Source organism: Streptomyces sp. NPDC093600 (assembly GCF_044764755.1).
Lineage (GTDB): Bacteria > Actinomycetota > Actinomycetes > Streptomycetales > Streptomycetaceae > Streptomyces.
This window is the reverse complement of the sequence record NZ_JBIWIU010000008.1, coordinates 333,403-346,212: the sequence shown is the minus strand read 5'-3', so window position 1 is coordinate 346,212 and position 12,810 is coordinate 333,403. Positions and strand designations below refer to the sequence as shown.

Here is a 12,810-nt window from a genome sequence, read left to right as displayed (position 1 = left end):
ACGGCGCGATCTTCGCCTCCGCCAGCGCGCGAACCGTCTCCCGGAGCATGTCGTGCTCCTCCGACGGACGATAAAGGTCGAAGTCCTTGCCCATGGTCCCGAGCTCCCCTAGAACGCTAACTACCGTTAAGTAACCCGAATTTTAGGGCGTGGGCCGCCTCGGGGACCAGGTGAGCTTTCCGACAGCCCACGGCAGCGCGCCGTCCGTTCGTACCGCCCCGACTATGCTCGGGCAGGCATTTTCCGCCTGCACGCACATGGAGTCCCGCATGGCCCTCAAGATCACCGTGATCGGCACCGGCTACCTCGGCGCGACGCACGCAGCGGCCATGGCGGAGCTGGGCTTCGAGGTCCTCGGACTCGACGTCGTACCCGAGAAGATCGAGATGCTGTCGGCGGGCCGGGTCCCGATGTACGAGCCCGGGCTCGAGGAGCTCCTCGCCCGGCACGCCGCCGGGATCGAGGGGTCGACGGGGCGGCTGCGCTTCACGACATCCTGGGAGGAGATCGGCGAGTTCGGCGACGTCCACTTCGTGTGTGTGAACACTCCGCAGAAGCACGGCGAGTACGCGTGCGACATGTCGTACGTCAACGCCGCCTTCGCCTCGCTCGCCGGCGTGGTGCGCTCGGGCTCGCTGGTCGTCGGCAAGTCGACCGTGCCGGTCGGTTCGGCGGAACGGCTCGCGGGGCTGCTGCCGGAGGGCGTCGACCTCGCATGGAACCCCGAGTTCCTGCGGGAGGGCTTCGCCGTCCAGGACACGCTGCGCCCCGACCGGATCGTGGTCGGCGTGCGCGGCGAGCGGGCCGAGAAGGTGCTGCGCGAGGTGTACGCCGGGCCGATCGGCGACGGCTCGCCGTTCGTGGTGACGGACTTCCCGACGGCTGAGCTGGTGAAGACCGCGGCGAACTCCTTCCTGGCGACGAAGATCTCCTTCATCAACGCCATGGCGGAGGTGTGCGAGGCCGCGGGCGGTGACGTCGCGAAGCTCGCGGAGGCGATCGGCTACGACGAGCGGATCGGGTCCAAGTTCCTGCGGGCGGGGATCGGCTTCGGCGGGGGCTGCCTGCCCAAGGACATCCGGGCGTTCATGGCACGGGCGGGCGAGCTGGGCGCGGACCAGGCGCTGACGTTCCTCCGGGAGATCGACTCGATCAACATGCGGCGGCGCGGCCAGATGGTCGCGATGGCGCGCGACGCGCTGGGCGGCGGGTCGTTCCTGGGCAAGCGGGTGGCGGTGCTCGGCGCGACGTTCAAGCCGGACTCGGACGACGTGCGGGACTCGCCGGCGCTGAACGTGGCGGGCCAGATCCATCTGCAGGGCGGGCAGGTGACGGTCTACGACCCGAAGGGCATGGACAACGCGCGCCGGCTGTTCCCGACGCTCGGGTACGCGGACACGGCGCTGGAAGCGGTGCGCGGGGCGGACGTGGTGCTGCACCTGACGGAGTGGCGCGAGTTCCGCGACGCCCTGGACCCGGCGGAGCTCGGGGAGGTCGTCACCTCCCGGGTCATCCTGGACGGCCGCAACGCGCTGGACGCGACGCTGTGGCGCGAGGCGGGCTGGGTGTACCGCGCGATGGGCCGCCCGCGGGCGTAGGGGCGTCTGGGCGTCTTGTCGGACAGGCCGGACAGGGAGCCCCCAGCGGCGCGGCGGGCTGTTCGGCAGGCCGCCGAGACCGCGGGGCCTGCCTGATCGCACCCGCCCTCCGGTCTCAGGCCGGGCGGCGCAGGCGGGTGGCGCGGGAGTGGAACTCGGATTCGCGCAGGACTCGGGTCGCGTTGCCGCGGGTGAGGGCGCGGATGTCCTGGTCCGGCCAGCCGCGCCGGAGCAGCTCCACGACGAGCCCCCGGTAGCCGGCCCCCGGGTCCGGGCAGTGCGAGAGGCCCAGCGAGCCCGGTCCGGCCAGGGCGCGCAGCCGGTCCAGGGCGTCGGCCGTGGCGGAGACGCCACCCGTCACCGGAACCATGCACACGCCGCAGTTCTCGCCCAGCAGGGCCAGAACGTCGTCCGGCAGGGCCTCCGGCTCCCCGCGCGTCATCAAAACCGGCGCCTTGGTGACCGCCAGCGCGGCGCGGATCGTGTCCGGGGCGGCGCCCGAGAGGTCCACGAGGACGCCCAGCCGGTTCATCTCCCGTACCGCGTCGTGCGCGAAGCGGTCGAAGTCGTCGGGGCCGGACAGCGTCACCGCCAGGACGTCCAGCGCGTGGTACGCCCGGAGGGTGGCGAGCGAGCCGCCGAGGGCGGTGGCGCTCACGGGCCCCAGCAGCGCCGCGGCCCGGCCGCAGTTGGCGGCGTCGGCGATCTCCCCCGTGGTCCGCGCCAGCCGCAGGTGTTCCGGGCAGGCGGCGACGAGGGTCCGTACCGTGTCGATCCTGCGCAGCGTCTCCAGGACCGCGTCGTCCCCGGGCCCGGCGCGCAGGGACCAGAACTGCGCCCCCACGCCCTCGGCCCTGGGCGGGGGCAGGTCCTCGGGATCGGGGAGCTCGGGAACGTCCGCGTACCCCTCGACGACCGGATACGCGGCCAGCAGGGCACGGGCGTGCTCGTCCCGGTCCGACGCGGGCGGCGGCGGTGGTCCCGGGGGATCGAGCTCACCGGCGGCTGCGGAAGCGGCGGACAGGTCAGGGGCGTCGTCCAGCAGGTCTGCCATGAGGGACTCCGAACTCGGTGAGGCAGTACCGCCCACCGTGCCACCCGCCCCTCCCCCGGTCGCGGTGGAGTGGTACGTCCGGGGGACGCCCGTCGGACGGGGAGCCTCGCCCAGTACGTGTCAGGCGGGCGGCCCGTCCAGCGACTCGATCGTCGCGTTCGACGGGCCCCGGGTCGCCCGCAGGCCGCGCGAGACCGCCTCCGCGTCCCGCAGCACGCGGACCGCGTTGGACCAGGTCAGCTTGGTGAGGTCGGCGTGGGACCAGCCACGGGTCAGCAGCTCCGCGATCAGGTTCGGGTAGCCGGAGACATCGTCGAGACCGGCCGGGGTGAACGCCGTACCGTCGTAGTCGCCGCCGATGCCGATGTGGTCGATGCCCGCCACCTCACGCATGTGGTCGAGGTGGTCGGCGACCGTGGCGGCGGTGGCGATCGGGCGCGGGTTGTCCGCCTCGAAGGCGCGGTGGATCTTCATCGCGCGCGGGGTGGTGTCCAGGTAGTGCAGCCCGTGCGCCCGCATGTTCTCGTCGGCCCGGTTCGTCCACTCCACGGCCGCCTGGAGGATGAACTTCGGTACGAACGTGGCCATCGCCACGCCCCCGTTGGCCGGCAGCCGCTCCAGCACGTCGTCGGGGATGTTCCGCGGGTGGTCGCAGACCGCCCGGGACGAGGAGTGCGAGAAGATCACCGGCGCGACGGAGGTGTCGAGCGCGTCCCGCATCGTCGTCGCGGCGACGTGCGAGAGGTCGACGAGCATGCCGGTCCGGTTCATCTCCCGGACGACCTCGTGGCCGAACGGCGAGAGCCCGCCGACCCCCGGCTCGTCGGTCGCCGAGTCCGCCCACGCGGTGTTGTCGTTGTGGGTGAGCGTCATGTAGCGCACGCCGAGGGTGTGCAGCGCGCGCAGGGTGGCGAGGGAGTCGTTGATGGAGTGGCCGCCCTCGGCGCCCTTCAGGGAGGCGATACGGCCCTGCCGCCGGGCCGACTCCATGTCGTCCGCGGTGAGGGCCGGGGCCAGCTCCCCCGCGTACCGGGCGAGGAGCTGGTCGACGATGTCGATCTGCTCCAGGGTGGCGCTGACCGCGTCGTCCCCGGCCAGCGAGCACGGCACGTACACGGACCAGAACTGGGCGCCGACGCCGCCGGCCCGCAGCCGGGCCAGGTCGGTGTGGAGGGCGCCGCTCTGGTCGGCCGCGATGTCCATGCGGTCCAGGTCGTAGCGGACGTGCTCCCGCAGCGCCCACGGCAGATCGTTGTGACCGTCGACGACGGGCGCGGAGGCGAGCAGCTCGCGCGCCTCCTCAAGGCGCTCCCGCGCCTCCCCGAGTCGCTCCCGCGCCGGGCGGTCCGGCCCGCTCACCTGGCGAATCCGAAGGACTCCGAGCCCTCGACCTTGTTCCGCAGCCGCTTGCCCTTCTCGCTCGCCTGGTCGTTCAGGTCCTGCTGGAACTCCCGCATCCGGCCGAGCAGCTCCGGGTCGTGCGCGGCGATGATCCGGGCGGCGAGCAGACCGGCGTTGCGGGCGCCGCCGACCGAGACGGTGGCCACCGGCACACCGGCCGGCATCTGCACGATGGAGAGCAGCGAGTCCAGGCCGTCGAGGTACTTCAGCGGGACCGGGACACCGATGACAGGCAGCGGGGTGACCGAGGCGAGCATGCCCGGCAGATGGGCGGCGCCGCCCGCGCCCGCGATGATCGCCTTCAGACCGCGGTCGGCGGCCTCCTCGCCGTACGCGATCATCTCGCGCGGCATGCGGTGCGCGGAGACGACGTCGACCTCGTACGGGATCTCGAACTCGTCCAGGGCCTGCGCCGCGGCCTCCATGACGGGCCAGTCGGAGTCGGATCCCATGACGATGCCGACGACGGGGCTCGCATCGGGGCTGGTGCTCATTCGGTGATCGTTCCTCGCAGATAGCCGGCGGCGTGACGCGCGCGCTCCAGCACGTCGTCCAGGTCGTCGCCGTAGGTGTTGACGTGCCCCACCTTGCGGCCGGGCTTCACGTCCTTGCCGTACATATGGATCTTGAGCTGCGGATCGCGGGCCATGCAGTGCAGGTACGCGTAGTACATGTCGGGGTAGTCCCCGCCCAGCACATTGCACATGACCGTCCAGGTCGCGCGCGGGCGCGGATCGCCCAGCGGGAGGTCGAGGACGGCCCGGACGTGGTTGGCGAACTGCGAGGTGATCGCGCCGTCCTGGGTCCAGTGGCCGGAGTTGTGGGGGCGCATGGCGAGCTCGTTGACGAGGATCCGCCCGTCGGCGGTCTCGAACAGCTCGACGGCCAGGTGACCGACGACGCCGAGCTCCTTGGCGATGCGCAGCGCCAGCTCCTGCGCCTGCCCGGCCAGCTCGTCGGAGAGGCCGGGAGCGGGTGCGATCACCGTGTCGCAGACGCCGTCGACCTGCCGCGACTCGACGACGGGGTAGGCGACGGCCTGGCCGTGCGGGGAGCGGACGATGTTCGCCGCGAGCTCGCGCGCGAAGTCGACCTTCTCCTCGGCGAGCACCGGAACGCCCGCCAGGAACGGGTCGCGGGCGTCGTCCTCGGTACGGACGAACCAGACGCCCTTGCCGTCGTAGCCGCCGCGCACGGTCTTCAGGATGATCGGGAAGCCGCCCACCTCGGCGGCGAAGGCCGCCGCGTCCGCCGGGTCGGCGACGATGCGGTGGCGCGGGCTCGGCGCGCCGATCTCGTCGAGCCTGGCGCGCATCACCCCCTTGTCCTGGGCGTGCACCAGCGCGTCGGGCCCGGGGCGGACGGGGATGCCTTCCGCTTCCAGGGCCCGCAGGTGTTCGGTCGGCACGTGCTCGTGATCGAAGGTGATCACGTCACAGCCGCGCGCGAAGTCACGCAGCGTGTCCAGGTCGCGATAGTCGCCGATGACGACGTCGCTCACCACCTGGGCCGCCGAGTCCTGCGGGGTGTCACTGAGGAGCTTGAACTTGATGCCGAGGGGGATGCCCGCCTCGTGGGTCATACGGGCGAGCTGACCGCCACCGACCATGCCGACTACCGGGAACGTCACCCTCTTAGGGTATCCGCACGAGGCCGGAAGCCTCATCCGCCTGTGCTTTGGCACAGCGAAACGGGGTTTTCCCATGGTTTGCGATGTCCGGGGGCGGGTGACAGGCGCGCTGGTTAGCATGGGTTGGTTGACATCATCCGAAGGACGGGGCTGAGCGATCACCATGACTGAGAAAAGCGCACTGCGCGTGCGGCTTGATCAGCTCACCCGCGAGTTCGCCAAGTTCGGCGCGGTCGGTGGTGTCGGGCTTCTGGTGGACCTCGGGGTGTTCAATCTCGTACGCCATCTGACGGACCTGCCGGTCGTGCGGGCGAGCATCATCGCCACCGTCGTCGCGATCGCGTTCAACTACGTGGGCTTCCGGTACTTCACCTACCGTGACCGCGACAAGAGCAGCCGCACCAGGGAGCTGTCGCTCTTCTTCCTGTTCAGCGTCGTCGGCCTGGTGATCCAGAACGGCATCCTGTACGCGGCGACGTACGGGTTCGGCTGGGACACCCCGCTGCAGAGCAACTTCTTCAAGTTCTTCGGCATCGGCGTCGCCACGCTGTTCCGCTTCTGGTCGTACCGCACCTGGGTGTTCCGTACGCTGCCGGCCCGGGAGGCCGTGCAGACCGCCGAATCGTTCCTGGAGCAGGCTCCGCGACAGGCGGTCAGGAAGCAGCCCGACCGCGTCTGACGTCCCCGGCCTCGGAGGGACCTCCTAGGTCGCGCCCCAGGGCCGCCCTCTAGCGGACCGGGCGCTCCTGGTCCGCGTGGCGTCTGACCTCGCGGCTCAGGAAGAGCGCGAACACCGGCGGCTGCTGCTGGAGCAGCTCCAGCCGGCCCCCGTCCGCCTCCGCGAGGTCCCGGGCGACCGCGAGGCCGATGCCGGTGGAGTTGCGGCCGCTGATGGTCCGCTCGAAGATCCGCGCGCCGAGGTCGGCGGGTACGCCCGGCCCCTCGTCGGTGACCTCGATCACGGCCTGGTTGCCGGTGACCCGGGTGCGCAGGGCGACGGTGCCGCCGCCGTGCATGAGCGAGTTCTCGATCAGGGCGGCGAGGACCTGGGCCACCGCCCCGGGGGTGCCCACCGCGCGCATCCCCTGCTTGCCGGAGTGGACGATCGCCCGGCCCGCGCTGCGGTAGGCGGGGCGCCACTCCTCGATCTGCTGCTTGACGACCTCGTCGAGGTCGAAGGCGATGGCGGAGCCGGTACGGGGGTCCCGGGAGTTGGTGAGCAGCCGCTGGACGACGTCGGTGAGCCGCTCCACCTGGGTGAGCGCGATCGTCGCCTCCTCCTTGACGGTGTCCAGGTCGTCGGCGACCGCCACCTCCTCCAGCCGCATGGACAGGGCGGTGAGGGGCGTACGGAGCTGGTGGGAGGCGTCGGCGGCGAGCCGGCGTTCGGCGGTGAGCATCCGGGCGATCCGCTCGGCGGAGGCGTCCAGGACGTCGGCGACCCGGTCCAGCTCGGGCACGCCGTACCGCCGGTGACGCGGGCGCGGATCGCCCGAACCGAGCCGCTCGGCGGTCTCGGCGAGGTCGGTGAGCGGGGACGCCAGCCTGTTGGCCTGCCGTACGGCGAGCAGGACGGCGGCCACGACGGCGAGCAGGGCCACGGCGCCGATGATCAGGAGGGTGCGGCCGACCTCGGCGGTGACGGTGGAGCGGGACTCCTCGACGGTCACGGTCTCGCCGCGTTCGCCGTCGGCGGTGGCGCGGATGACGCTGCCCTCGGGGCGGGTGCCGATCTCGATGGGGGCGCGGCCGGGGATCTCGATCAGGGCGTACCGCTTGGCGCCGCTCTGCTCGGCGAGGATGTCGGGGTTGACGGGCTCCCCGCCGATGAGGCGGCTGTCGACGATGGCGACCAGGCGCAGCGCCTCGGAGTCCACGCTCTCCTGGGCGCTGCTGGAGATGGTCCGAGTCTCGACGATGACGAGGGACACCCCGAAGACGGCGATGACGACGAGGACCACGGCGAGCGTGGAGTTGATCAGCCTGCGGCGCACGGTGCATGCCCTCCGGGCGGGGTGACGGTCTTGCCCGTCGAGCCTACGGTCCCGCGAGCGGCGGCCAGGGCTGTGCTAGCTCTTCTCGAAGCGGAAGCCGACGCCCCGGACCGTGGCGATGTAGCGCGGGTTGGCCGCGTCGTCGCCCAGCTTCTTGCGCAGCCAGGAGATGTGCATGTCGAGGGTCTTGGTCGAGGACCACCAGGTGGTGTCCCAGACCTCCCGCATCAGCTGGTCCCTGGTCACGACCCGCCCGGCGTCCCGGACCAGGACGCGGAGCAGGTCGAACTCCTTCGCCGTGAGCTGGAGCTCCTCCTCGCCCATCCAGGCGCGGTGCGACTCGACGTCGATCCGCACGCCGTGCGTGGCCGGGGGGACGGCCGGCTCGGTGGCGCCGCGCCGGAGCAGGGCCCGGACCCGGGCGAGGAGCTCGGCGAGACGGAACGGCTTGGTGACGTAGTCGTCGGCGCCGGCGTCGAGCCCGACGACGGTGTCGACCTCGTCGGCGCGGGCGGTCAGGACCAGGATCGGGATCGCGTGCCCCTCGGAGCGCAGCCGCCGGGCGACCTCCAGGCCGTCCATGCCGGGCAGCCCCAGATCGAGGACGACGAGGTCGACCCCGCCCTTGAGTCCGGCGTCGAGGGCGCTCGGCCCGTCCTCCCGCACCTCGACCTCGTACCCCTCCCGCCGCAGGGCGCGGGCCAGCGGTTCCGAGATGGATGCGTCGTCCTCGGCGAGCAGTACACGGGTCATGGGGTGATGGTAGTCCGCACCGCCGACGCCCCGGGGCATGATCCACAGGCTCGCCCCCGACCCCATGGATGATGGTGCGCATTCTGCTCATGACCTTGGAATGGCGACCGTTGGTTCCTTCGTCACCTGTGATCCATCTCTCAAGTCCTTCCAATTCATCCACTGTCGTGGCGTAAGGTGGCGAGACGTCTGATGCGGTAAACGGGGACCTTTGGCTCGCAAGACACGCCAAGGGTCTCTTTTCTGCACGAGGTCGGCATCGCCAACCTTGAGGACGATGAATGACCTGTGGGCCGGGTCCGGTGACGCCATGCGCGTCGCGGGGCGTGGATCCCGGCGGGGCGCGACCGCTCCTCGCCGGTGCCGGCCTCCCCCACCGGGCGCACCACGCTCACGAGGCGCGCGTCCCGACAGAGCAAGGATCGACATGGCGTCCAGCCTGACGAAGGATTCACCCGGAGCCCCTGACTCCGAGAAGACCTTCTTCGGCCACCCCCGCGGCCTGGCCACTCTCTTCATGACCGAGATGTGGGAGCGCTTCTCCTGGTACGGGATGCGCGGCATTCTCGTGCTCTACCTTGTCGCCGGAGTTCTCGACGGCCCCCTGGAGGGCCGCGAGGCGCTGGCCGCCTCCATCTACGGCGTGTACAACGCGGTCGTCTACATGGCCGCGATGCCCGGCGGCTGGGTCGCCGACCGCCTGTGGGGCGCACGGAAGGCCGTCCTCGTCGGCGGCATCGTCATCGCCCTGGGGCACTTCACCCTGGCCGTCCCCTCGGACACCGCGTTCTTCGTGGGTCTCGCGCTCATCGCCGCCGGTACGGGCCTGCTGAAGCCGAACATCTCGGCCATGGTCGGCGGTCTCTACGAGGGCCAGCCGAGCGCGCGTCGCGACGCCGGCTTCACGCTCTTCTACATGTCGATCAACATCGGCGGCATGGCGGCTCCGCTGGTCGTCGGCTACCTCGGCGAGAACGTCAACTGGCACCTCGGCTTCGGCGTCGCGGGTATCGGTATGACCCTTGCCGTGGTGCAGTACGTCCTCGGCTCCCGGCACCTCGGCGATGTCGGCAAGGAGCCGGGCACCCCGGCGACGCCCGAGGAGAAGCGCGGCGCTCTGCGCAAGGTCCTGCTGTGGGGCGGCCTGGCCGTCGCCGCGCTGCTGGTCGACATCGCGCTGGGCACGTACGACATCGAGCACATCGTGAACGTGCTCGCCGTCCTCGGCATCGTGGTGCCGATCGTGTACTTCGTCGCGATGTACCGGAACCCGGCTCTGGCCGCCGCGGACAAGCCCAAGATCAAGGCGTTCATGTGGTTCTTCGCCACCGCCGTCCTGTTCTGGATGATCTACGACCAGTCCGGCTCGCTGCTCACGCTCTTCGCGGACAACAAGACCGACAGAATGATCTTCGGCTGGGAGTTCCCGGCGTCCTGGTACCAGTCGGTGAACCCGGCGATGGTCATCGTCCTCGCGCCGCTCTTCGCCGCGCTCTGGGTCAAGCTCGCCAAGCGCAACCGCGAGCCCAGCGCCCCGATGAAGTTCGCCCTCGCGATGCTCCTCATCGGCGGCTCGTTCGCCATCATGGGCCTCGCGGGTGCCGCCGCCGCCAACAGCGAGACCGGCAAGGTCACCGTCTTCTGGCTGCTGAGCGTCTACCTCGTCCAGACCCTCGGTGAGATGTGCCTCTCGCCGGTGGGCCTGTCCCTGTCGACGAAGCTGGCTCCGAAGCAGTTCGTCGGCCAGATCATGGGTCTGTGGTTCCTGGCCACCGCGACGGGCAACGCCCTGAACGGCTGGACGACCAAGCTCAACGAGCCGCTGGGCGACGCCCTCTACTACTCGCTGTGGGCCGTCGTCGCGATCGCCGCGGGCTTCGCGTTCATGACGGCGGGCAAGAAGATCCGCGCGCTCATGGGCGACGTGCGCTGACGTCCGCTTCCGTACGGACCTGAGGGCCGCCGCACCGACTCGGTGCGGCGGCCCTCCGCCGTTTCCGGCCCGTACCGCGTCAGCGCCGCAGCCGCGCCCACGGGGTGAAGGTGAACACCGCGCCGCCGAGGAGGATCACCGTGCCGGCGACCAGGGCGAGTGCGCGGAGGGCGCCGTCGTCCTCGGCGCCGGTTTCCGCGAGGCCGCCGCCGGAGCCGCCCGTACCGCCGCTCGTACCGCCGGTCGCTGTGGTGTCACCGCCGCCGCCCGACGCGCCGCCGTCCTGCTTGGACGTGTCGAGCTCCAGGGACGCCTGGACGGCGCCCTTGACCTGGCAGGGGATCACGATCGGGGAGCCGCCGAGGGAGACGTTGATGGTCAGGGTCCCGGGGCTGAGCGTGGCCTTGCCGGTGGCTCCGGGCTTGTACGTGCCTTTCATGTCCGGCAGGTCGACCGGCTTGCCCTGTTCGAGCGGGGCGGCGTTCGCCGGGCCTTCGACCTTGACCGTGCCGCTGTCGGCGCCGCCGAGCTTGACCGCCATCGACGGCTTGAGCGCCCCGGCGGGGAGCGGGGCCGGGCTGTCCATGACGCCCTTGGCGGTCTTGACGGTGAGGTCGAAGGCTCCGCCGTTCTTCTTGGCGTTGATGGTGACCTTGGACGTGATGTTCGCAGGGCCCGGGGACTGGCAGGAGAACTGGACCGCGACCTCCTTGCCGGCGAAGTCGGTCTGCCCCCCGCCACCACCGGAGGTGGACCCGCCGGACGTCGAGCCTCCGGACGTCGAGCCGCCGGAGGTCGAGCCGCCGGAGGTCGAGCCGCCGGAGGTCGAGCCGCCGGACGTGGTCCCGCCGGACGTGGTCGTACCGCCGCCGGACGAAGAACCGCCCCCGCCCTCCGTCACCTTGATCTTCGCGGCGACCGCCACGGCCTCCTTCGGCGAGCACTTCGTGTCCGTCGACATCGGCTTCGAGACGTTGATGGTGTACTTGTCCGGCGTCAGCGTGATCTCGCCCGCCTTCTCCAGCTTCAGCTTGCCCTTCATGTCCGGCAGCACCATCGGGCTGTTCTTCGGGATCGGCGGATTCTGACGCGGTCCCTCCATGGCCAGCGTGCCGCTCGCCGCGCCGCCCACCTTGACGACACCGGTGGGCTTGACCGTGTCCTTCTCCAGGTCGATGACGTCGGGGTTCCTGGACGCGGCTTCGACCGTCTTCCAGACGATCTCGACCTCGTCGCCGACCTTCGCCTCCGCCGGTGCGGTGATCTCCACCTTCGTCGTGCCCTGCACCGGCGGGAGGCCGGAGATGGCCGGCGGAATGCACTCGGTCTTGTACGACACCTCGGCCGCCTGGGCGGGGCCGGCGGCCAGCAGGATCCCCGCGCCGCCGAGCATCAGCGCGACTCCCGCCGCGCTCATCCTCCGTTGCGTGCTCACTGATGTCCCTTCGTCGTCGGGCTGATCTCTGACGGTGCGGACGGTGCGGAGTCCGGGGTGAACCACGGCAGGACCGCGGTGGCGCCGTCCCGGTCGGGGACGGGCCCTGGGTCGTGTCGAGGGGCGTCGGGCCCCCGTACGGGAGCGGTGCGGCGCCGGTGGTGGGGCGCGCCGCCACCCGGGCGTACCCGGTCCACCACCGCCATGCCGATCCGGAAGAGCGCGGCCGGGACGACCACGGCGAGCAGCAGCCAGAACAGCGTCACGCCCCAGGGCCTGCCCACCCCCCACGGCTGCTCGACCAGCACCTTCCCGGCGTACTTCACCGAGACCTGGTAGTCGCCGTGCGCGCCCGCCGACAGCTCGACGGGCAACCGGATCAGGGCCTTCCCGCCGGGCTTGATCGTGCCGCGCCACTGCTGTTCCTCGTACTGCGGCGAGAAGACGCCGTGGCTCGTGCCGACCTGGAAGACGGGGTCCTCGACGGCGGACGGGCCGAGGTTGCCGACGGCGAGGACGATCTCGCGCCGTGCCGGGGCGCCGAACCAGACGAGTACGCCGCTGGATCCGTCCAGGCGTGCCGAGTCGAGCACGGCGAGGCGGCCGTCGCCGGAGGCGTCGGGAAGCGGGGCGGTGGGGTGGCCGGCGACCGTGAAGGCGACGTCCACGACGTCCGGGCGGCCGGTGACACCGGCGACATGCACGACGCAGGGGCAGGGCTTGGGCGGCTCCGCGATCGGCACCTTCTGGCTGAACCCGCCCCCGGCGTCGACGGTGGCGGCTCTCCCCATGGTGTTGGCGCAGGAGTTGGTGCCGCCGACGACGCCTCTGCCGGGCGTGGACTGTCCGCAGATCAGCAGCATGAGCAGGGCGCCGGGCTTCCACCCCGTCCCGCTCACGGTGATCTCACCACCCTTGCCGCCCTCGGCCCGCGACAGGGCGACGGCGGGTGCGGAAGCAGCCGAGGCGGGCGACAGGGCGACGGCGGGCCCGGGAGCGGCCGAGGCGGGCG

11 protein-coding genes are annotated in these 12,810 nt (G+C 71.4%); 3 read left to right on the top strand and 8 right to left on the bottom strand.

The genetic code is table 11. The features are described 5' to 3' along the window. The first annotated feature begins 269 nt into the window (after positions 1-269). Entirely contained in the window at positions 270-1,598 is a 1,329-nt protein-coding gene (locus tag ACIRB4_RS21730; protein ID WP_403293495.1) for a UDP-glucose dehydrogenase family protein, read from the top strand. Positions 1,599-1,713: 115 nt separating this feature from the next. Here ACIRB4_RS21730 and ACIRB4_RS21725 read toward each other — a convergent pair whose 3' ends face one another. From ACIRB4_RS21725 to ACIRB4_RS21710, 4 genes are all read right to left on the bottom strand, one after another. Beyond that, positions 1,714-2,652 (bottom strand): membrane dipeptidase, encoded by a 939-nt coding sequence (locus ACIRB4_RS21725; RefSeq protein WP_403293493.1) that lies wholly within the window; start codon positions 2,650-2,652, stop codon positions 1,714-1,716. A gap of 120 nt (positions 2,653-2,772) precedes the next feature. Further along, positions 2,773-4,011 (bottom strand): dipeptidase, encoded by a 1,239-nt coding sequence (locus tag ACIRB4_RS21720; RefSeq protein ID WP_403293491.1) that lies wholly within the window; start codon positions 4,009-4,011, stop codon positions 2,773-2,775. Next, entirely contained in the window at positions 4,008-4,547 is a 540-nt protein-coding gene (purE, locus tag ACIRB4_RS21715; protein WP_403293490.1) for a 5-(carboxyamino)imidazole ribonucleotide mutase, read from the bottom strand. Before purE ends, ACIRB4_RS21720 begins: the two co-directional genes overlap by 4 nt. Continuing rightward, positions 4,544-5,719 (bottom strand): 5-(carboxyamino)imidazole ribonucleotide synthase, encoded by a 1,176-nt coding sequence (locus tag ACIRB4_RS21710; protein ID WP_403293488.1) that lies wholly within the window; start codon positions 5,717-5,719, stop codon positions 4,544-4,546. Before ACIRB4_RS21710 ends, purE begins: the two co-directional genes overlap by 4 nt. Positions 5,720-5,846: 127 nt before the next feature. Between ACIRB4_RS21710 and ACIRB4_RS21705 the strand changes: the two genes are divergently transcribed. Continuing rightward, positions 5,847-6,362: a GtrA family protein gene (locus tag ACIRB4_RS21705; protein ID WP_403293486.1), complete on the top strand. Its 516-nt coding sequence runs from the start codon at positions 5,847-5,849 to the stop codon at positions 6,360-6,362. 49 nt (positions 6,363-6,411) lie between these two features. Here ACIRB4_RS21705 and ACIRB4_RS21700 read toward each other — a convergent pair whose 3' ends face one another. Continuing rightward, positions 6,412-7,677, bottom strand: coding sequence for an ATP-binding protein (locus ACIRB4_RS21700; RefSeq protein ID WP_403293485.1), 1,266 nt, complete (start codon positions 7,675-7,677; stop codon positions 6,412-6,414). A 75-nt stretch (positions 7,678-7,752) separates the two neighbouring features. Continuing rightward, positions 7,753-8,430 (bottom strand): response regulator transcription factor, encoded by a 678-nt coding sequence (locus ACIRB4_RS21695; protein WP_403293484.1) that lies wholly within the window; start codon positions 8,428-8,430, stop codon positions 7,753-7,755. A gap of 427 nt (positions 8,431-8,857) precedes the next feature. Between ACIRB4_RS21695 and ACIRB4_RS21690 the strand changes: the two genes are divergently transcribed. After that, positions 8,858-10,363 (top strand): peptide MFS transporter, encoded by a 1,506-nt coding sequence (locus ACIRB4_RS21690; protein WP_403293482.1) that lies wholly within the window; start codon positions 8,858-8,860, stop codon positions 10,361-10,363. 79 nt (positions 10,364-10,442) lie between these two features. Here the strand turns inward: ACIRB4_RS21690 and ACIRB4_RS21685 are convergent, their stop codons facing one another. After that, complete coding sequence (locus ACIRB4_RS21685) at positions 10,443-11,780, bottom strand: hypothetical protein (RefSeq protein ID WP_403293480.1); 1,338 nt, start codon at positions 11,778-11,780, stop codon at positions 10,443-10,445. Between the two features lie 14 nt (positions 11,781-11,794). Further along, positions 11,795-12,775, bottom strand: a complete 981-nt coding sequence (locus ACIRB4_RS21680) for a hypothetical protein (protein WP_403293518.1) — start codon at positions 12,773-12,775, stop codon at positions 11,795-11,797. Positions 12,776-12,810: the final 35 nt, after the last annotated feature.